Annotated in this window: 15 protein-coding genes; 10 read left to right on the forward strand and 5 right to left on the reverse strand. The window is 40.4% G+C overall.

The genetic code is table 11. The features are described 5' to 3' along the window. Positions 1–133: 133 nt before the first annotated feature. Positions 134–967, reverse strand: coding sequence for a posphoenolpyruvate synthetase regulatory kinase/phosphorylase PpsR (ppsR, locus tag C9J48_RS22150; RefSeq protein WP_006231764.1), 834 nt, complete (start codon positions 965–967; stop codon positions 134–136). A gap of 184 nt (positions 968–1151) precedes the next feature. On the opposite strand from ppsR, the gene ppsA reads away from it, so the two are divergent. Beyond that, positions 1152–3515 carry a phosphoenolpyruvate synthase gene (gene ppsA / locus C9J48_RS22155; protein WP_006231765.1) on the forward strand — a complete coding sequence of 788 codons (2364 nt, stop codon included), beginning with the start codon at positions 1152–1154 and terminating at the stop codon, positions 3513–3515. An 85-nt stretch (positions 3516–3600) separates the two neighbouring features. Here ppsA and C9J48_RS22160 read toward each other — a convergent pair whose 3' ends face one another. Together C9J48_RS22160 and C9J48_RS22165 are read right to left on the reverse strand one after the other, a co-directional pair. Further along, positions 3601–4050 (reverse strand): tellurite resistance TerB family protein, encoded by a 450-nt coding sequence (locus C9J48_RS22160; protein ID WP_006231766.1) that lies wholly within the window; start codon positions 4048–4050, stop codon positions 3601–3603. 245 nt (positions 4051–4295) lie between these two features. Next, the gene (locus C9J48_RS22165) at positions 4296–5180 is read right to left on the reverse strand and encodes a helix-turn-helix domain-containing protein (protein ID WP_006231767.1); all 885 of its coding nucleotides are present in this window, start codon (positions 5178–5180) and stop codon (positions 4296–4298) included. A 162-nt stretch (positions 5181–5342) separates the two neighbouring features. Between C9J48_RS22165 and C9J48_RS22170 the strand changes: the two genes are divergently transcribed. The 5 genes from C9J48_RS22170 (at position 5343) to C9J48_RS22190 (ending at position 14723) form a co-directional block, all read left to right on the forward strand. Further along, positions 5343–6752: an MATE family efflux transporter gene (locus tag C9J48_RS22170; protein ID WP_006231768.1), complete on the forward strand. Its 1410-nt coding sequence runs from the start codon at positions 5343–5345 to the stop codon at positions 6750–6752. 574 nt (positions 6753–7326) lie between these two features. Next, entirely contained in the window at positions 7327–11208 is a 3882-nt protein-coding gene (gene hrpA / locus C9J48_RS22175) for an ATP-dependent RNA helicase HrpA (RefSeq protein WP_258191570.1), read from the forward strand. Between the two features lie 258 nt (positions 11209–11466). Further along, the gene (locus tag C9J48_RS22180) at positions 11467–13710 is read left to right on the forward strand and encodes a peptidase U32 family protein (RefSeq protein ID WP_006231770.1); all 2244 of its coding nucleotides are present in this window, start codon (positions 11467–11469) and stop codon (positions 13708–13710) included. 231 nt (positions 13711–13941) lie between these two features. Then, positions 13942–14400 carry a cupredoxin domain-containing protein gene (locus tag C9J48_RS22185; RefSeq protein ID WP_107281252.1) on the forward strand — a complete coding sequence of 153 codons (459 nt, stop codon included), beginning with the start codon at positions 13942–13944 and terminating at the stop codon, positions 14398–14400. 32 nt (positions 14401–14432) lie between these two features. Further along, positions 14433–14723, forward strand: coding sequence for a hypothetical protein (locus C9J48_RS22190; protein ID WP_107281253.1), 291 nt, complete (start codon positions 14433–14435; stop codon positions 14721–14723). Between the two features lie 126 nt (positions 14724–14849). On the opposite strand, the gene ptsG is transcribed toward C9J48_RS22190, so the two are convergent. Further along, positions 14850–16238, reverse strand: a complete 1389-nt coding sequence (gene ptsG, locus C9J48_RS22195; protein WP_006231773.1) for a PTS glucose transporter subunit IIBC — start codon at positions 16236–16238, stop codon at positions 14850–14852. Positions 16239–16829: 591 nt separating this feature from the next. On the opposite strand from ptsG, the gene C9J48_RS22200 reads away from it, so the two are divergent. Next, positions 16830–17549 (forward strand): SDR family NAD(P)-dependent oxidoreductase, encoded by a 720-nt coding sequence (locus C9J48_RS22200; protein ID WP_006231774.1) that lies wholly within the window; start codon positions 16830–16832, stop codon positions 17547–17549. Between the two features lie 69 nt (positions 17550–17618). Here the strand turns inward: C9J48_RS22200 and C9J48_RS22205 are convergent, their stop codons facing one another. After that, positions 17619–18980, reverse strand: a complete 1362-nt coding sequence (locus C9J48_RS22205) for a BamA/TamA family outer membrane protein (protein ID WP_036803378.1) — start codon at positions 18978–18980, stop codon at positions 17619–17621. Between the two features lie 80 nt (positions 18981–19060). On the opposite strand from C9J48_RS22205, the gene C9J48_RS22210 reads away from it, so the two are divergent. The 3 genes from C9J48_RS22210 (at position 19061) to efpL (ending at position 21001) form a co-directional block, all read left to right on the forward strand. Continuing rightward, positions 19061–19480, forward strand: coding sequence for a VOC family protein (locus C9J48_RS22210; RefSeq protein ID WP_006231778.1), 420 nt, complete (start codon positions 19061–19063; stop codon positions 19478–19480). A 46-nt stretch (positions 19481–19526) separates the two neighbouring features. Continuing rightward, a complete protein-coding gene (locus C9J48_RS22215; protein ID WP_006231779.1) occupies positions 19527–20108 on the forward strand; it encodes an HD domain-containing protein in 582 nt (193 codons plus the stop codon). Positions 20109–20425: 317 nt separating this feature from the next. Then, the gene (gene efpL / locus C9J48_RS22220; RefSeq protein WP_006231780.1) at positions 20426–21001 is read left to right on the forward strand and encodes an elongation factor P-like protein EfpL; all 576 of its coding nucleotides are present in this window, start codon (positions 20426–20428) and stop codon (positions 20999–21001) included. The last annotated feature ends 144 nt before the right edge of the window (positions 21002–21145 follow it).

Genomic DNA, 21145 nt, shown 5'->3' on the forward strand with positions numbered 1-21145 from the left:
TTAAGTTTGCTTGCCAAACACGTCATCTGCCATTTTTTTTTCCTTTGTTTTTCGATAACGACACCGCGAGCTCCGACATTTCCGCTCGACTAGTCGTCGGCAGAGTCTGATGTGTCTAAGAGACAGTCTCTTATTAGCACATCTTCCGCTTTAACCCACTAATGTCGAGTAATCGGGTAGCGATTTCTTCTACTGAAAGAGACGATGTATTTAAGTAGGGTATTGCTTCCCGCCTAAACATTCCTTCGACTTTATGCAGTTCCTTTTCACACTGCTCTAAGCTCGCATAATCGCTGTTGGCATAGCGTTCATTTCGTATGGCGACTAGGCGTTCAATATCAATGGTTAGCCCGTAGGTTTTAAAGCGATAAGGCTCTATGGCAGCAGGCAGTTTAAGGCTTGTCATATCTTCGGCGATGAAGGGATAGTTCACCGCTCTTATGCCAAATTGCATCGCAAGATACAGGCTTGTTGGGGTTTTTCCGCAGCGTGATACACCCAATAAAATCACATCGGCTTGGTCAAGATTATTCAGTGAAATCCCATCATCATGCGCGAGGGTGTATTCAATAGCTGCAATGCGATCTTGATAGCTAGCGGCATCCTTGTTAATACTATGTGAACGTTGTAACTGAGGCTCTGGTTCAAGCTGCAAATCGTGCTTTAAAGGCTCAACTAGCACATTCAAGACGTCGTAGAAATGAGCGTTACTTTGTTCAATAATAACCTTCACGTCAGGTATTACGATTGAATAGAAGACTAATGGCTTGATGCCTGTCTTTTCATAGGCTTGATTTACAAGTATTTTTACCTGTTCTGCACGTTCATTTGTTTCAATGAAAGGGTGCGTTGTTTGGTGTGTTTCTATTGGAAATTGCCCTAAAACGGCATGTCCAAGTGTCTCAGAAGTGATCGCTGTACCGTCAGAAACGTAAAACACATCACGAAAATTGGATTTGCGCTGCATAAAAAGTTGAATCCTTCAAATAATTCTGTAACGTTCACTGTATAAATACTTATAACAATAACTTTACAGGGTATAGACATCAGCCCGACCATTGTGACGCAGTATTTTTTTAACTGCCAATGCAATCGTTTCCGTTGAGATCTTGCCCACATTTAAGCTAAATCCAAAAGCAAGGAGATTCGTCGTGCAACAGAATGTAGTTTGGTACGATGCTTTATCAATGAATGACGTTGATAAAGTGGGTGGAAAAAATGCTTCGCTGGGTGAGATGGTAGCCAATCTTGCAAATGCAGGTGTGAAAGTTCCAAATGGATATGCGACAACCTCGCATGCTTTTAATCAATTTCTGGAAGCTGGCGGATTAAACAAGCGTATTTATCAACTATTAGACGAACTTGATGTTGATGATGTAAATGCGTTAAAAGTTGCGGGTGAAACCATTCGCAACTGGGTATTGGAAGCTGAATTACCCGCTGACTTAGAGCAGGATATTCGAGTATGTTATGCAGAACTCGGTAACGGTGACGACATGTTGTCTGTTGCTGTTCGTTCATCAGCAACCGCTGAAGATTTACCTGATGCTTCGTTTGCTGGCCAGCAAGAAACATTTCTAAATGTGCGAGGAATTGATGCCGTTATTGAAGCAACAAAGCATGTATTCGCTTCGTTGTTTAATGACCGTGCTATTTCATACCGTGTTCACCAAGGGTTTGATCATGAAGGTGTTGCATTGTCTGCTGGTATTCAGCGTATGGTGCGTTCAGACAAAGCTTCTTCGGGGGTAATGTTTACCCTTGATACCGAGTCTGGCTTTGATCAGGTGGTGTTTATTACATCATCATGGGGCTTAGGTGAAATGGTTGTGCAGGGAGCTGTTAATCCAGATGAATTCTACGTTCATAAGCCAACACTTGAAGCAGGTAATCATGCCGTTGTGCGTCGTACCATTGGTTCTAAACAAATCAAAATGGTTTACGCCGAGGGTAAAGAGCTAGGTACACAAGTTGATGTGATTGATACCACCGAAGAAGAACGTCAGCAATTTTCGTTAACCGATGATGAAATTGCGTCGTTAGCAAAACAAGCATTGATTATCGAAAAGCATTACGGTCGCCCGATGGATATCGAATGGGCCAAAGATGGTATTACTGGTGAATTACTGATTGTTCAGGCACGCCCTGAAACAGTACGTTCTCGCGATGACCAACAAGTGATGGAACGCTTCCATCTTAATGCTCAAGCATCGGCAATCATTGAAGGCCGTGCTATCGGCCAACGTATTGGTGTTGGTGCTGTTCGTGTTGTTGCTGATTTAAGTGAGATGGATCAGGTTCAACCGGGTGATGTACTAGTTGCAGACATGACAGACCCAGATTGGGAGCCTGTGATGAAAAAAGCATCTGCTATTGTCACTAATCGAGGTGGACGTACATGTCACGCGGCAATCATTGCACGTGAGTTAGGGATACCTGCGGTTGTGGGCTGTGGTAATGCAACCTCAATTTTAAGCACCGGTCAGCATGTCACTGTATCTTGTGCGCAAGGTGAGACGGGCTTTGTGTATGAAGGTGAACTTGATTTTGAAATTCGTCGTTCATCAGTGACTGATCTCCCAGATCTTCCTCTTAAAGTCATGATGAATGTGGGCAACCCAGATCGTGCATTCGATTTTGCATGTATTCCGAATGAAGGGGTGGGGTTAGCTCGACTAGAGTTCATTATTAACAAGATGATTGGCATTCACCCGAAAGCCTTACTTAACTACGATGAACAATCTGACGAGCTTAAAGCTGAAATCGATAAGCGTATTGTGGGTTATGAAAACCCTGTTGAGTTCTACATCGAGAAATTAACAGAAGGGATTTCAACGCTTGCTGCTGCATTTTGGCCAAAACGCGTTATTGTGCGTATGTCCGATTTTAAGTCGAATGAATACCGCAATTTAGTGGGTGGTATTAACTATGAGCCGACAGAAGAAAACCCAATGTTAGGGTTCCGTGGTGCTTCTCGTTATATTTCACCACAGTTCCAAGATTGTTTTGCACTTGAATGTGAAGCAATGAAGCGCGTTCGTGAAAAGATGGGCTTAAAAAATGTTGAAATCATGATCCCATTTGTACGTACGGTAAGTGAAGCGGCATCGGTTATCGATTTGCTGGCTAAATTTGACCTGCGTCGTGGCGAAAACGGTCTGAAAGTCATTATGATGTGTGAATTGCCGTCAAATGCAATTCTAGCGGATGATTTCTTGAAGTATTTTGATGGCTTCTCGATTGGCTCAAACGATATGACTCAGTTAACGCTTGGTCTTGACCGAGATTCTGGTGAAATTGCGCATATGTTTGATGAGCGTAATCCTGCAGTAAAAGCGATGTTATCTATGGCAATTAAAGCCGCCAATAAAGCCGGTAAATATGTTGGCATTTGTGGTCAAGGACCATCAGATCACGATGATCTCGCAGATTGGTTGATGGAGCAGGGCATTGACTCCGTTTCATTAAACCCAGATACGGTACTTGAAACATGGGTACATTTGGGTAAAAAGTAAGTTGAACTAGAATGCCTATTTAAAGCCTGCATTAGCAGGCTTTTTTTATGCCAGTTTGGGATGATGCCAATCTAGAATAGTATTATTACCCATTTTTCGCTGACAATTTTGCGCGGATAAACTCTGAATGGTCGAGGTAAATTAACTCAGCAACTTGACGGATCACGGCTTCTTCCATGGGTTCGATAATGCCATCGGCATAGGCAACTTGCCACATTGCTTCAATAAGCTGAAAGCGCTCTTCTGGCATAAGCTCACGCAGTTTTGTTGTAAATTCATACAAAGAGACTGATTTTTCACTTTTTACCATTGCTTCGGCGAGTAAATCTATAGCTCTTGCTTCATCTATATCAAGTAGCTTTATGAGTAACTGTACTTTAGCGGCCTCTTCTCTAGGATCAATTTGGTGATCAGCATTTGCAACTTCACACAATAAAGAGGCCATCGCTAAATTCATTGTCGGGGTATCAATAGCACCGCCATCGCTGCCTTCATGCATGACTTGGCGAAATAAAGTGCGTAATTGTTTGAACATAATGTGCCTCTTACTCTACGTATTGATTTGACGCTTTATTATTAATTATGGTTTGTTTAGCAATAAATCAAGGTTTCAATAGAAATGAATCCACTAGAATCGTCTTGCTCATAAAAGTTATGACAACACTCATCGCACACTGTTCCATTAAAATACAATTCTATTAATAATGTTTATACTCAATTCACCTTAGCGTGCTCGTTTCAACGAGTATTTATTGGGTTCTAGGCAAGGCGCTTATTTTACTAATACCGAAAGCGTTGCCTAAATTCTCTGGGGGTAAGAGAGCTCCATTTTTTAAAACGAGTACTGAAATTGGCAGGGTTTTGATACCCACTTGATTCACTAATATGTTGTATCGGCCATTCGGTAGCACTTAATAGACGAGCAGCATATTCCATCCGTAATCGTGTTAAATGCGCAATAGGACTATGGCAATAATATTGCTGGCACAAGCGGTGAAAGTGAGGCTCAGAACAAGGGTGCAATGCTGCTAGTTCAGCCACGCTCCACTGGCGATGAAGTTGTTCTTTAGCGCGATCAAACACTTTTTCTAATCGTTGTAGCGAGATAGGCATAGATGTTGGCAAACGATTTGTTACTAATAAGCGTATTTGTTCAACTAGATTATCTCCTAGCTGATTACCAACAGGATAGGGTAAGGACATAGATTGATGTAAGCAGTCGATAGTTTTACGTAACATATCTGCACATTGCGTTTTACTGTATGTAACTTCGTTGGGCATTGTTTTCTCCCACTCGCCATTATCACTTAGCATTACCCATGCAATATCCCATGTGTTTTCACTTTCTGTGTTTAACGTTTCGTTATCAGCATCTTTTTCTTTTTGGGTTATTCCAAATCCATTCGCAGAACCAGGTGGAACATGAATAACGCTACCGCTTTCCAGTGTCCATTTTCGCACGGGTGTTTCTAGCCAACCTTCACCGCAACAAGTAAATAGCAACATATGCATATTGGGGTTACGACGGTATACCGTAAAACTCTGGCGTGCGTAGTTTACGCCGCATTGCACGATTTGGTGTTTCTCTAAAGCCATAAGCTGACCTTGATCGATCGTTGTCGTACGGCATTGATCCGATATTTCATAGTACTCAGGCCAACTCATGCTTTCTCCTTTTTGTTTTTATCTTGTTTTGATATTCATTAATAATCGTATAAAAATATCATTTGATAGTTTGGCAAAGGTTGTTGAGAAGGTAGCATAAGTCGTTATTTACCTTTAGGCGTATGATCCACCTCACATAAGCAAACATTACAAGGGGGCAAAATGCAAAATTGGAAAGCGGCAGCAGATAAAGAATTTTGGCAAAAGACATGGCGATTGGCGATACCGGTTTCGATGCAGTCGATGCTTTTTGCCATCTTGGGTTTGGTCGATGTCATGATGGTTTCAACTCTGGGTGAATCACAGGTTGCAGCTGTTGGTGTCGGTAATCGAATATTCTTCTTTAATTTACTGATAATTGTAGGTGTGAGCGGCGCTGTAGGCGTATTAGCTGCGCAATACTTTGGTGCTGGTAGAATGGACGGTGTTCGTCGTACATTATTGCAATCTTGGGCTTGTGCTATTGTTTTAACAATACCTTTTGCAATTTTGTTTCGTTTGGCGCCTGAAAGTATCGTTAGTGTTATTACGAATGATCCAACGTTTGTTGAGCATGCCACAACGTATTTGTTTGTGTGTGGTTGGAGCATCATCTTTACCGCCATTGTTGTGCCTTTAGAATCTGCATTACGTTCGATAGGTGTCGCTAAAATGCCTACTGTCGTTGGGCTGATTGCGGTACTCATTAATGCCGCGCTAAACGCACTATTGATATTCGGTTTATACGGGTTTCCTGAGATGGGTGTTGCAGGTGCTGCATTAGGTACAACAATATCACGTGGCATCCAAACGGTTATTTTATTGGCTGTCACATATTGGAAATATAATGAGATTTTGCCAAAAGTATCAGATGCTGAAGCTGCAGTAACGGTAAAGGCGCGTAAAAAGTATCTTTCTGTTGCACTGCCGATGGTGATCCATGATGGTGGTTGGGCAATGGGATTACTGGTTTATAACTACATTATCGGGCAGCTTGGCGTGACTGAACTGGCAATCATCAGTTTATTATCACCGATAGAAGGGGTGCTAATATCAGGGTTTATTGGTTTTGCTGTAGCGGCATCAACCATACTTGGCCATGAGCTAGGGGCTGAAAATTACCAACGTGCGTGGCATCAATCATGGTGGTTCATTGGTTTAAGTGCGACGTTAGCGATGATTGTTGGCGCGACAGTATTAATGTTTCATGACAGCATTGGTGATTTATTCGCAAAAGCGGGTACGGCTAATTTGGATATGGCCGTGAATGTCACGTTAGTGCTAGCACTTGGTTTATGCTTAAAGGTGTTCAACATGGTCGGTATTGGTGGCGTGTTACGCAGTGGCGGCGATATTCGCTACAGCATTTTTATTGATTTGTTTGCACAATGGGCTATTGGTATTCCTCTTGCGATTATCACAGGTATTGTACTGGGATGGCCGCTGCATTGGGTGATGCTGGCTATTTTGACGGAAGAGGTGGTTAAAGTGTTCTTGACCACGCACCGTATTAAAGGACGTCGGTGGTTAACGAATTTGATCAATGACAATGACGACGCACCGATTAATGAAAAAGAGTGCCTTACGGCCTAGTTAACTTTGCCGTAAAAAATCAATGTGAAACATTAAAAGCAGAATTTAGTTCCACAGTGTGCATATGGAGCACTGTGGCATTGAATTTTGCTTTTTTCTGTTTGTATTTTGATACATATTTTGATGTTAATCACAGTTCAGAATCAGTTCGAAATATGTGGTAGAATCACGCCCGTTTTTATAAATATACCCAAGCTACCTCAAGATGCAGGATTCAGAGTGATCTCAGCGTATTTAATTCAAGGAAAATGTGTGTAGGAATGGCATTCCCTTTCAAGCACATTTGACACAGTAGTAGATGCGCTGAATCACTCCCGAAGGGCGAGTTTTGTTGGGCTCTATGCGGTGTTACTTATTTTCAACGTAGAATGACTAGGTCTATAAATAAGTGCCTTGCCTAGAGTCCAACAAATTCTCGCTGAAACGAGCATCATGAGGTAACTTGGGTATATACCCAAACGCCTTCAACGCTAGCGTAAATCAGCGGTTTGAGGTGGTTTGGATATACTTTATTATTTTAAATAGAAAGTTAGGAATTCCTTTGAGTCTGTCTAATACTCCTCAATCAGACGTTTTGAATAATGAAAAAACGCTGAAAGCCGCCATTAAAGATTGCATGATTCGCGATCGTTTTCGTTTGCACAAACGTGTGCAAGGTGCGGCAAGAATTAAGAATGAAAAAGCAAAACACGTTGTATTTGATGAAATTGCGCTAGATATTGCGAAATCAATGCAAACGGTTGAGCTGCGTAGAACGAATCGTCCTACGATCAAATACCCAGAATTACTGCCTGTTAGCCAAAGAAAAGATGACATTGCAGAAGCAATAAAACACAACCAAGTCGTGATTGTTGCGGGTGAAACAGGGTCGGGTAAAACCACGCAGTTACCAAAAATCTGTATGGAATTAGGCCGTGGTACCCACGGTATGATTGGTCATACTCAGCCTCGTCGTCTTGCTGCGCGTACTGTTGCAACGCGTATTGCTGAAGAGATGGAGTGCGAATTAGGTTCGTACGTTGGTTATAAAGTTCGATTTAATGACCAAGTCTCTGATCGCAGCCAAGTCAAATTGATGACAGACGGTATTTTACTGGCTGAAATTCAAAACGATCGTTTTTTAAGCCAATACGACACCATAATTATCGATGAAGCGCACGAGCGTAGTCTTAACATTGATTTCATTATGGGTTATTTGCGCGAGCTATTGCCCAAGCGCCCCGATCTAAAAGTTGTGATTACATCGGCAACAATTGATCCTGAGCGCTTCTCTAAGCACTTCAATAATGCGCCAATCATTGAAGTGTCTGGTCGTACTTATCCTGTCGAAACCCGTTACCGCCCTGTGTCTGAAGACGGTGATGATGGCGATCGTGATCAGCTACAAGCTATTTTCGATGCAGTCGATGAGCTATGCGATGAAGGCCCAGGTGATATCCTGATCTTCATGAACGGTGAACGTGAAATTCGTGATACGGCAGATGCCCTAGAAAAGCGTAATTTGCGTAATACCGAAATATTGCCTCTGTACGCGCGTTTATCTGCTAATGAACAGAATCGTGTATTCCAATCACACGGTGGTCGCCGCGTTGTTTTGTCTACTAACGTAGCGGAAACATCGTTAACAGTACCTGGCATTAAATATGTTATCGACCCTGGTACTGCACGTATTAGCCGATACAGCTACCGCACTAAAGTACAGCGTTTACCGATTGAAGCGATTTCACAAGCAAGTGCTAATCAGCGTAAAGGCCGATGTGGTCGTGTTCAAGAAGGTATCTGTGTTCGCTTGTATTCAGAAGACGATTTCTTATCTCGTCCTGAATTTACCGATCCTGAAATTCTACGTACCAACTTAGCGTCAGTTATTTTGCAAATGACGGCAATTGGCTTGGGTGATATTCACGCCTTCCCGTTTGTAGAAGCGCCAGATAACCGCAACATTCAAGATGGTTTACGTCTACTTGAAGAGTTAGGTGCTATTAATCTTAAAGCGACTGATCCCCGTAAGCGTCTATCGCCAATGGGTCGTCAGCTAGCAAGGTTACCGCTTGATCCTCGCCTTGCGCGTATGGTGTTAGAAGCCCCTAAACTGGGTTCATTGCGCGAAGTGATGGTTATTGCATGTGCATTGTCGATTCAAGACCCACGAGAAAGGCCGTCAGAGAAAAAACAAGCTTCTGACGAAAAGCATAATCGTTTTGCGGATAAAGATTCTGATTTCATCGCATTTGTTAATTTATGGAATTACGTTCAAGAGCAGCAAAAAGAGCTGTCTGGTAATCAATTCCGAAAACAATGTAAGAAAGACTATCTGAACTATTTGCGCATTCGTGAATGGCAAGATATTTACTACCAAGTGAGTCAGGTAGTAAAAGAGCTCGATTTGAAAATCAATAGCCAAGAAGCAAGTTACGACAGCATTCACCAGTCATTATTGGCCGGTATGCTTTCTCATATTGGTATTAAAGATCAGGAAAAGAACGAATATCAAGGTGCACGTAATGCGCGCTTTAATATCTTTCCTGGGTCTGGCATTTTTAAGAAACAGCCTAAGTGGGTGATGGTTGCCGAACTGGTTGAAACATCCAAGCTGTGGGGGCGTATTGCCGCTAAAATTCAGCCTGAGTGGGTTGAACCCTTAGCACAGCATTTGTTGAAGCGTAGCTATAGCGAACCGCATTGGGAAAAGAAACAAGCCGCTGTTTTTGCCTTTGAAAAAATCATGATGTACGGCATTCCGATTGTTGCTAAGCGTAAAGTGAATTACGGCAATATTGATGCGCAAGTATCGCGTGAAATTTTCATTCGCTCGGCGTTAGTTGAAGGTGATTGGGAAACAAAGCATAAGTTTTATCACCAAAACCGTCGACTATTACGCGAAGTGGAAGAGCTAGAACATAAGTCTCGTCGTCGTGATATTTTGATCGATGATGACGAATTATTTGAATTCTACGATCAACGTGTTGAGCACACTGTGGTATCGGGGCGCTTCTTCGATAGCTGGTGGAAGAAAGCATCAAAAGAAGACAGTAACCTGCTTAACTTTGAACGTGAAATGTTGTTCAGAGGCGATGCGAGCCATATTACTGATTTGGACTACCCGAACTTTTGGCATCAAGGTAACCTAAAGCTGAAATTAAGCTACCAGTTTGAACCGGGTGAAGATTGTGACGGTGTAACGGTGCATGTGCCGCTACCAATATTGAACCAAGTAGAACCCGATAACTTTGATTGGCAGATACCGGGTCTTCGTCATGAATTGGTTGTGTCTTTGATTAAATCACTGCCAAAGCCGATTCGTCGTAACTTTGTTCCAGCACCTAATTATGCAGATGCTTTTCTTTCACGTGCAGAAGCGATGTCAATGCCATTGTTGGATGCGTTAGAGAAGGAATTAAAGCGTATAACTGGCGTAACAATCTTGCGTGAAGACTGGAAAGCCGAGCAAGTTCCAGATCATTTGAAGATTACGTACCGTGTGGTTGACCACAAGAACCGCAAGCTGAAAGAAAGCAAAGATCTGTACAGTTTAAAAGATGGCCTGAAAGAGCAAGTTCAAGAAACATTGTCGCAAGTTGCTGATGATGATATTGAACAAGAAGGCTTAAAAACATGGAGCTTTGGCGCATTACCTGAATGCTATCAGCAAAAACGGGGTGGCTTTGAGGTTAAAGCGTTCCCTGCATTGGTGGATAACAAAGATTCTGTGGGTATCAAGTTATTTGAAACAGAAGAAGAACAGCGAATGGCAATGACTCAAGGTCAGCGTCGTTTGGTTCTGTTAAATGTGCCTTCACCTATTAAATACCTGCACTCGAACTTGCCAAATAAATCGAAACTGGGTTTATATTTCAACCCATACGGTCGGGTGATGGATCTTATCGACGACTGTATTGCCTGCGGTGTTGATAAGCTTATTCAGCAGAAGGGCGGGTTGATTTGGGAACCAGAGCAATTTGCACAAACTAAAGAATACGTTCGTGCAGAACTCGGCGATACAGTTGTTGATGTTGCTCAGCAAGTAGAAGCTATTTTGACAACGGCGTTTAGCATTAACAAGCGCTTAAAAGGTCGTGTTGACTTATCAATGGCATTTGCACTGTCTGATATTAAGGCACAGATTGAAGGCTTGATCTTTAAAGGCTTTGCAACAGAATGTGGATGGCAGAGATTACCCGATATTCTACGATACATGAAAGCGATTGAACGTCGAATGGAAAAGCTTCCTATCGACCCTAATAAAGATCGTGTTCAAATCTTGAAAATTGATTCAGTAATGAGCGATTACAAAGAGTTACTGAATAAAATTCCGAAAGGGCAAGCCGTACCAGAAAAAGTGAAAGAGATCCGTTGGATGGTCGAAGAACTTCGCGTGAGTTTCTTTGCTCAACAACTGGGTACGCCTTACCCTGTTTCAGATAAGCGTGTACGCAATGCGATTAACGACTGTTAATCAATAATGATGAGCCTTTCCGCATTTAGGACGGAAAGGTTTCCTTATTCAGGAACCCTATATTCTTGAATGATTATATAAAAAAATGAAAACCTGCTGTCTGTGTTTTTTGTAAAATTGGTCGAGTTAAGCGTTGTTCAATGCCATCATAATAATGATCTGGGTCAACAAAAGCCGATTTTGTAGCTATGAAAACGGGATGCAGGTAGAATTGCCCTGAAAAATTATAATCTAACAATTTAAGTGAGCTTTGTCGTAATGAGTAGAAAAATTGAATTATTGGCACCGGGTGGTGATGTAGAAGCAATTAAAGCCGCGATTGTTGCTGGTGCTAATGCCGTCTACTGTGGCTTAGATATGTTTAATGCCCGTAACCGAGCGTCCAATCTTTCATTTGATGAATTAAGTGGCGTTTTACGACTTGCTCATCAATACGGTTGCGAGGTTTTTCTAACTCTTAACGTTGTTATCTTAGAGCACGAAATTCCAAGTTTAGTAAAGCTGCTGAATAAGCTGGTTAATAGCGGTATTGATGGCATCATTGTTCAAGATCTAGGTATATTTAACCTAGTGAAGAAACACTTTCCTAGTCTTGATGTTCACGCTTCAACGCAGTTAACTACTCATAACGAAGGTCAAATTTTATTCTTAAGTAAAGTTGGCGCAACACGCGCTAACTTATCGCGCGAATTGAACCTTGGCGAAGTAAAATCGTTAACCGCACTAGCACATGAACACGATATATTAACCGAAGTCTTTGTACACGGTTCATTGTGTATTGCCTTCTCTGGCCAATGTTACTCAAGCTCTGTGAGCGTAGGTAACTCGGGTAACCGTGGTCGTTGTAGCCAAGCATGTCGTGATGAATACGAAATTACAGCTGCTGGTAATAAATTCCCTCTTAACCTAAAAGATAACTCAGCGTATTTTGATTTACCTGAATTGGTTGATGCTGGTGTCGATTCGTTAAAGGTTGAAGGCCGTATAAAGGGTGCACATTACGTGTACACCGTTGTTGATACGTGGCGCAAGCATATCAATAATTTTGTAGAAACAGGCTTAATTCTAGAAGATGACTCAAATCTTCATAAGGTCTTTAACCGTGATTTCACTAACTCATTCTTAAAAGGTAATCTGACAAAAGACATGTTTATCGATAACCCACGTGATAACAGCGTGAATTATGCTATCGATAAAAACAACGCTATTTCTGTTGTTCAGATTGAAGATGTTAAGAAAGATTTATACGAATCTAAAAATGCCATTGGTGCAACGTTAGAAGATAAGATCAAGTTCCTTGATATTTCAAAACCGACATTAACAATCGACTTTACTGCCAAGCTAAACGAACCGTTAACGATTAGTGTTGCAACGGGCAATAAGACGTTTGTGGTTAAATCTGATTCATCATTGCGCGTAGCAGATCAGATTTCAATGTCTTCAGAAACTATCGAAAAGCGTTTTAGAAGCTTTAATAATGCCGATTTCAACCTAGAGCGTTTAGGTTTTGAAAATTTTGATGAAAACTTAACGATTCCATTTAAAGAGCTTACTGCACTAAAAAATGAAGTCGCGTTTTTATTGAATGATTCTGTCGAAGTGATTAAGCATGTAGAGGTTGCTGCTTTACCACAACATCCAAAAGTAGAAGAAAAACCAACATTGTCGATTTTGATCGCTAATGAGAAAGATCTTCACCTTTGTGATGAAACCGATGCTGATATTTACTTCAAACTACCAGAAAGCTTTAAAAAGAACTGTAAGAAATACATCAATATCTTCTTAAATAATCCACGTTTGATTCCTTGGTTCCCTGCGGTATTAATTGGTAAAGATTACTTAGAAGCGGTGAAAGTGCTAGAAGAAGTGAAGCCAAAGCGTATTGTGAGTAACAATACCGGTATCGCTTATAAAGCGTTTGAACTGAATATTGATTGGGTCGCGGGTCCATTCTTAAACACCACTAACTCTCATGCTCTCGTTACCATGAAAGAGGAACTTAACTGTTCTGGTGCATTCATTTCGAATGAAATTAACCGTGGCCAGATCCGACACATTAAGCGCCCTGAAAACTTTAAGTTATTCTATAGTATTTATCATCCGATTTTGATGATGACGAGCCGTCAGTGTTTCTTCCAACAGACTGTAGGTTGTAACAAACCAGCAATTGAAGATGGCTGTATGCTTCGATGTGAAAAAGCGACCACGATTACGAATGTTAAGGGGATCTCTTTTGCGGTTGATAAGCAAAAAGGTGGCTACCCAAGCATTTATAACGACGAGCAATTTTTAAATATCGATGTAGTAAGTGATCTTTCAGGCTTATTCGACGAATTCTTTATTGATTTAACAAACATCGGTTCAGGCTCTAAAGAAGAATTGGATAAATCGCAGTTAGTTAAGCATTTTGAAAATATTCTGAACGGTGTTGAAGAATCAAAAGTTGAACTAGCCAACATGGTAACAGTATCGACTAATGCTCAGTATGCACAGGGTTTATAATCTAGCGTGACCTGACTGTGAAGTAACGATACAGGCAAGTTCAATACAGTAATAGGGTGGTTGAGTGAATTCTCAGCCATCCTTTTTTATACGCGCCATACCGTCCTTCATCAGCAACTATTAAACAGATTTTGCAATCAGCACCTAAAATAAGGAATAGGTTTTCAATAACCATGCTACTACCAAGTGTAATGCGTGCATGTATTTACCTACTGACAGAGGAGAAGGATCATGCAACATCGATTGTTAGGTGTAATTTTAGCTGTATTAATTAGTTTAGTGTGTACGGGAAGTTTACTAGCCGCAGGTGACATGACAAAGCAAGAGCCTATTGAACTGAAAGTTTCATTAGGTAATGACAAGAATGCCATGCGTTTTTTCCCTGATAAACTTGAATTTGAAACCGGTAAACTCTACAAACTCATTTTGCATAATGAAGGGAAAGAGAAGCACTACTTTAGTTCCGAAGGCTTGGCTCAGGCTGTATTTACACGTAAAACGCAAGTAGTGAGTGCTGACGGTAAAGTAATTGCAGAGATAAAAGGAACCGTACGAGAGATTGAAGTTTATCCCGGTGGTACTGCTGAATGGTGGTTTGTACCTGTAAAAGCGACAGACATTAAAGACCTTAAATGTACTATTAAAGGGCATACCGAGGCGGGAATGACAGGATCAATCTCGATCAAATAGACAATCAGTATTGATGAAAGAAAGGTAAAATTATGATTAAGGTCTTTATTAAACATAAAGTAGAGAATGCATCGATATGGAGAACTGCCTTTGATGATTTTTTAATACAAAGACAATCTGCAGGCGAATTATCATATAGTGTTGGACATGCCCCAAACGAGCTGAACACTATATGTTTAATATTTGAATGGGATACTGTTTATAATGCTAGTACGTTTTTAAAATCTCAGGAATTAAAAAAGGCAATGCAGGCAGCAACGGTAATAGAAGAACCGGAAATATTTATTTTTGAGGTAACTTCAGAAGGAAAAACGAATACGTAATACATATTTAAAATATTCAAAAGGGTATTTAAGGTTAAGAATTTACGTATTATTGATTATTAATGGTAGATTTTAACAAGGAAAAACCCGAACCGAAGTCCGGGCTAAAGTCCACTCAGACTTTTATTATGCTAGCACTTCTATTTGACCTTTAATGATCTCAGAGTGTGTGCCAAATACTGCTTGATAGTTATCACCTTTTTCGAATACGCCAGCCGCACCGAGTGCTTTTAAGCGTGGAATATCAACTTTTGAACTATCGAATACTGTTACACGTAAGCGTGTAATACAAGCTTCTAAGTCTTTGATGTTCTCTTTACCGCCGAATGCTGCTGCAATGTCTTGTGCTAAGCCATCTTTAGATGTATTAACAGCAACACTCATTTCTTCTTTGTCTTCACGTCCTGGTGTTTTCAAATCTAACGCTTTGATCAGAGTAACAAAAACTAAGAAGTAAATAATAGCGTAGACAACACCGATAACAGGTAGTAACCAACCATTTGTTGATTGACCGAAAAGTAGCGTGAAGTCGAATAAACCGTGGCTGAAAGTTGTACCGTGCTTAATACCAAGCAGAATCATTACAACAAATGCAGAACCCGCTAGTAGTGCGTGTGCAACATAAAGAACAGGTGCAACAAACAAGAAAGCAAATTCAATTGGTTCAGTAATACCTGTTAGGAATGATGTTAGTGCTGCAGAGCCAAGGATTGACGCTACCATTACTTTATTTTCTTTTTTAGCTGTTACATACATTGCAAGACAAGCGGCTGGTAAGCCAAACATTTTAAACATGTAACCGCCCGCTAGGTTACCAGCAGTAGGGTCTCCAGCAAGGTAACGAGGAATTTCACCTTTAACTACTTCACCTGCAGCCGTTGTAAATTCACCTACTTCGTAGAAGAAAGGAGCGTTCCAAATATGGTGTAAACCGAAAGGAATTAAAGAACGTTCAACGATACCATAGATACCAAATGCTACTTCTGGTGATTGGTAAGCAGCCCATTCAGAGAATGCTGCGATACCTGCGCCAATTGGTTGCCATATTAATGCTAAAGCTCCTGCAACAACACATGCAGCTAAAGACGTCACAATGGGAACAAAGCGTTTACCACCGAAGAAACCAAGATAGGTAGGTAGTTTAATATCATGGTATTTATTAAAGAGTTGCGCAGCAACTAAGCCCATAATAACACCGCCAAATACGCCCGTATCAGTGCCTTCAGCGACAACACCCAATACGCGTGTCATGGTTAAATAACCTAATGCTGCTGCAAGTGCCGCCACACCATCATTTTTAGTAAACCCAAGTGCAACACCAATGGCAAATAACAATGCCATGTTAGCAAATACACCTAGACCTGCTTCTGTCATTATTTGTGCGACAATATCAGGTAAGAATTTTGCAACTTCAGAGTTACCGCCAATTCCAAGTAAGATACCCGCTGCTGGCATACAGGCTACTGGCAGCATGAGGCTGCGCCCCATTTTTTGCATTGTACTGAATATGTTCATTTTAACTCCATCCATTATGAACGTAATAATATATCTAGAAAACTAGATGTTAATTTTTTTTGCTTATTAAATATTAATTAGTTTTATTTCTCACGAAAAATAGCGTGAGTAATAATAGGTGCATTAATTGCAATAACCTTTGTTAATGTATTCTATTTATTGATTTTCATGGTTTGTCTTTTATTAAGCCTATTGGTTTTGAATGTTATTTATTTATTGTTATTTATTGTTTGCCTTCAATGGAGTCTATATTACGGAGGTTTTATATTAATTTACGAGTTGAACATCACATTGGAAGTAAGGAAGCGTAACGAAAGGTAACATCCATTGGTGTCAGTGTAACTGTTGTGTAACGTGCATACCGTTTATTACTTTCAGCGTTAGGTTTTGATAAGTTTATTATGAATAATCGTTACTTAGCCTTACATTCTATTTTGAACGTCATATAGCTTTAGTCATATCAAAAAGGTATTAGCCACCCCGACCTTTGCTTAAAAGGCAAAAGCCATTTGTTTGGAAGTATATAGGCAGTGTTAATGGCAATAATTATTATGTCGTCTAGCAAATAATAACAATGAAAGAGAGATAATCATGTATTCAAGTCAAATTAAAACCGCAACTGTGGCGGCATGCTTTTCTGTAACGGCACAAGAAATCATTGCACAGTTAATTGAGTCTGGTACTCAGGTGGTAGGTTATGGGCGAGTTGGGGATGAACAGCGTGCGAAGGGTTTAGAAAACAAATATAACGGTAAGCTCACTGTACTTCTTGGTGATTTAACTGATGAGGGAACGTGTCGTACATTCGTAGCTAAGTCACTTGATATTTTAGGAGGCTCAATTGATGCTCATTATCATTGCGCGGGTGTTTTTTTATGGAGCACATGGGAAGATGCAGAACCCAAAGATATTGAGCGGTTGTTCAGTGTGAACTTCACAACTGCTTGGATGCTAGGGCGTGAAATATTCTCTGCTATGAAGCGAAATGAAACGGGATCTATTATGTATGTCTCAGCTCGAGATACTATTCGTAACGTGTCTTATGGTTTTGGTCCTTATATGGCATCTAAACGTGCCCTTAATGGATTAGTGGAAAGTCAGGCAGCGGAAGGTGTTCAATATGGCATAAAGGTAAATGCTGTACTGCCTACGATCATTGATACTGAAGTAAATCGTAAAGGGATGCCTGATATCGACCATAATGAGTGGGTAAACCCATCTCAGTTCGCCAGCTTGATGATTGAATTGACTCAGCCAACAAAAACAAACCTGACAGGGGCGTTAATACCAGTACAAGGAAAAATGCTTTAGATATAAGCATAACTCTAATAATGGATAAGGTGTTCTTTGGTGATTGTAGAATTAAAACCAAAGAACACTTTAAAATGGCTGATTGAGCATAACCCACATTGCTGAGCCTTCTTCGCCAAAAGCCATTTCAAAACGGACAGGCACATTAGCGGCTAATGCACGTAAACTGAAGCCAACATCGTATTTCATATCACTGAGTAACGAATCAAGTTCGTACTGTTCAGCGACACGTCCCACTTCTATATAAAAAACTGTTTGAAACCAATCAATAGGAAATGGACTCCATTTGTTATCGCGTAAAGGGTTAAAATCTGGAATTACACGGTATTCGACGGTGCCATATAACGCTGCTTTATCATTAAACCGGTTACTATCGTAAGCACGCATTTTATTCCAACCTCCTAAACGAGCCCCTTCCCACATGGGAGTTTGATGTTTATCTAATACACCACCGCCTTCCTGTAAACTTTCTGATTGATCCCATGAAGGAGAGTAAGCACTCCAAACATTGAATGCGATTACATTTTGCCTTGTCCATGAAAAGTCATTAAGTTCTATATAATGCGCATAATCAAGTTCAATGGCATTCCAACTTTGCGTTGAATTCCCAATCCCTAAATCAACAGAAAATTGAGCATTAAAATGATAGCCTCTGGCTGGGTTCGCGGGGTAATCAGTATTATCATGCTCAAGGTAGAACCGAATACCATTCGTATTTATTACGGGTTCTTCCGCAAATTTATCAGCTGTCCATTTCGAGTAAAATAGCTCTGTCCCTAAAATTGTTTGCCCTGTTGAAAAAGGAGTACCACCACCGACATTATCTCTATTAACGGCAATACCGCGATCCAATTGGATAATTGGTAGGGCATTATCAGTACTTTCTCCCAAGGGAAGAACATAACGAAAATCAGCTTCAAACCAATTACTATATCCCTGAGTTTGTAAAGGGGAGGTGTTTTTAGGATCGTTTGATTCAAGATCGCGAATGGAATCATTACTGCCATCAAGATATAAACGCTGATTAGGGTAATAGGCGTAAGCACCAAGCATAGTGATGAATACGCGGTCTGTAAGTGGTGGTTTATAGCCACTTAGCGCAAACATTGCACCAGCAGTACGTTCTTCTTTATTATCACCGTCAACTTCACTTGTAACATCAAGCTCTTCCCCTACGAATACCGTTGCAACCATTGTCATTTGTGGCTGAATATACCCGTCAAATATCCCCACAGCTCCAGTTGTTAGACCCATACTGTCAGAACTGAATATATAGGGTAATACCACCCAGGAACTTTGCTTTTGATTGTGATTATGGGTTTTTTCTGTAATGTACTCGCTTGCGTTGGATTGCGATGTTGCAATGGTACTGAATACAAAAAACGTTAAAGAAATTTTTTTTAAGTTATATAAAGCGAAAGTATTTTCCATGATATCCATATCTATGCGGCGACTTAACGTTATTGAATAAGTATAGTACTGATAAAACAAAGATTAAGGCTGATGATAAAATGAAACAATCAATTATTCATATTGCGCTAGTAGTTAAAGATTACGATGAAGCAATAGATTTTTATGTTAATAAATTACAGTTTGAGCTGATCGAAGATACTTACCAGCCAGAACAAGATAAACGTTGGGTTGTTGTTTCTCCCCCTGGCTCTAATGGAGTGGCGTTACTATTAGCACGAGCATCAAAACCAGAACAGCATGACTTCATTGGCAATCAAGCGGGTGGGCGTGTTTTTTTATTCTTAAATACTGATGACTTTTGGCGAGATTATAACCGGATGGTCTCTGAAGGTATTACATTTGTGAGACCTCCCCAAGAGCAAGATTATGGAACCGTTGCTGTATTTGAAGATTTATATGGTAATCGCTGGGATCTGCTTCAAATGAATGATGAGCACACTATGTCTAGCAGGATGTAATACTTGTATATCTAACGCATGAATCTTAAATCAAGGATGGTGTCCAATGAAAGAAATTACACAGATTCTCGATTTTATCGTCGAGATCGAAAAGTTAAAGTCAGTTATTCGCAATACTCGCCCTGTAGGTTTAGATCGCTATGAAAATTCTGCCGAGCACAGTTGGCATGTGTGCCTTTCTGCTTTAATGCTCAAAGATTATGCTAATGAGCCCGTTGATATTAACCGCGTAATCAAGATGCTGCTTATCCATGATTTGGGTGAGATTGATGCTGGAGATACGATAATATATGCCAGTGAAACAGCTGAAAATAAGCAGAATGAAGAAGCTGGATTAAAGCGTATTTTTGATTTGTTACCTGATGGGATAGGTGAAGGATATTTGTCGCTCTGGCATGAGTTTGAAGCCGGTGAAACGGCGGAATCTAAATACGCTAAGGCTATTGATCGTGTTCCGCCGCTACTACATAACCTTCATGGTAATGGGCATAGTTGGGAAAAGCATAATATTCCCAAAGAGAAAGTTTTTTCATTAAATGGACGTAGAATTTCAGACGGAAGCCAACAACTTTGGGAGACCCTTGAAGTAAAACTACAGCAAGCTGTTATTGATGGTTTGTTAAAGTAAAGTCTATCGCTGGGTTGTTCATTTCTCTATGTGGATAAATGACAACGGTAATTGGCAAATGACATATCATCAGGCAACACCAATACGGATTCATTTTTAAAGAATAAACGATGATTTTGATGAAAGTTTCTTATGATTTTCAATCATAAAATTGTTTGAAATATTGACGTTGTAAGTGCGCGAACGTTCTGTCGCCATGTTTCTAATTGTTATGCGAAAAGATGGTGAATTAATCAGCGCTTATTACTTTCAGTACTTGCCTAAAATCTAGTTCATGCTATTTTCCACAATACGATTTATTTTTTGGAATATTGATCATGCCAAAGGCTAGTGAAATAAAGAAGTTTGCAGCTATCGAACATAACGGAAAAGTGTTTTTAGTTAAAGATATTAAGAAGCTAACACCGAGTGGTCGTGCTGGTGCAAGTCTTTATCGTATGCGCTTATACGATGTGGCAACTGGTTCGAAAACAGATGAAAGCTTCAAAGCTGATGAAATGATTAATCTGGCTGATTTCCGCCGTCATTCTGTTATGTTTTCATACATCGATGGTGATGAGTATGTCTTCATGGACAGCGAAGATTACACACCGTACAACTTTAATAAAGAAAGTATTGCTGAAGAGTTGCTTTTCATTACCGAAGAGACACAAGGCCTGCAAGTTCTAACTGTTGATGATTTGCCAGTAGCTATCGAGTTACCAGCAACGGTTGATATGGTTATTAGCGAGACAGATCCTTCAATTAAAGGTGCATCTGCAAGTGCTCGTACTAAGCCTGCAATTATGTCTACAGGTTTGTCTGTACAAGTGCCTGAGTACATTGCATCTGGCGAAAAGATTAAGATCAATACCGCAGAACAGAAGTTCATGAGCCGTGCTGATTCAAAGTAATCGAAGCTAAACTAATTTGAAAGTAGAGTGGCTATTCCGCATTTTACTTATTAATCAAAAGCACCGTATTGACGGTGCTTTTTTATAGCAATTTTTATATCCAAGTTACCTCAATATGCTCGTTTCAGCGAGAATTTGTTGGGC

Origin of the sequence: Photobacterium profundum, assembly GCF_003026285.1 — a bacterium.
GTDB classification, from domain to species: Bacteria; Pseudomonadota; Gammaproteobacteria; order Enterobacterales; family Vibrionaceae; genus Photobacterium; species Photobacterium profundum.

Bases quoted from the DNA above. Each gene is read 5' to 3' on its own strand.
- C9J48_RS22180 (WP_006231770.1), top strand. From the start codon at position 11,467: ATGAGTAGAAAAATTGAATTATTGGCACCGGGTGGTGATGTAGAAGCA.
- C9J48_RS22160 (WP_006231766.1), bottom strand. From the start codon at position 4,050: ATGTTCAAACAATTACGCACTTTATTTCGCCAAGTCATGCATGAAGGC.
- C9J48_RS22200 (WP_006231774.1), top strand. From the start codon at position 16,830: ATGTATTCAAGTCAAATTAAAACCGCAACTGTGGCGGCATGCTTTTCT.
- efpL (WP_006231780.1), top strand. From the start codon at position 20,426: ATGCCAAAGGCTAGTGAAATAAAGAAGTTTGCAGCTATCGAACATAAC.
- ppsR (WP_006231764.1), bottom strand. From the start codon at position 967: ATGCAGCGCAAATCCAATTTTCGTGATGTGTTTTACGTTTCTGACGGT.
- C9J48_RS22205 (WP_036803378.1), bottom strand. From the start codon at position 18,980: ATGGAAAATACTTTCGCTTTATATAACTTAAAAAAAATTTCTTTAACG.
- C9J48_RS22170 (WP_006231768.1), top strand. From the start codon at position 5,343: ATGCAAAATTGGAAAGCGGCAGCAGATAAAGAATTTTGGCAAAAGACA.
- C9J48_RS22190 (WP_107281253.1), top strand. From the start codon at position 14,433: ATGATTAAGGTCTTTATTAAACATAAAGTAGAGAATGCATCGATATGG.
- C9J48_RS22165 (WP_006231767.1), bottom strand. From the start codon at position 5,180: ATGAGTTGGCCTGAGTACTATGAAATATCGGATCAATGCCGTACGACA.
- C9J48_RS22215 (WP_006231779.1), top strand. From the start codon at position 19,527: ATGAAAGAAATTACACAGATTCTCGATTTTATCGTCGAGATCGAAAAG.
- C9J48_RS22210 (WP_006231778.1), top strand. From the start codon at position 19,061: ATGAAACAATCAATTATTCATATTGCGCTAGTAGTTAAAGATTACGAT.
- ptsG (WP_006231773.1), bottom strand. From the start codon at position 16,238: ATGAACATATTCAGTACAATGCAAAAAATGGGGCGCAGCCTCATGCTG.
- C9J48_RS22185 (WP_107281252.1), top strand. From the start codon at position 13,942: ATGCAACATCGATTGTTAGGTGTAATTTTAGCTGTATTAATTAGTTTA.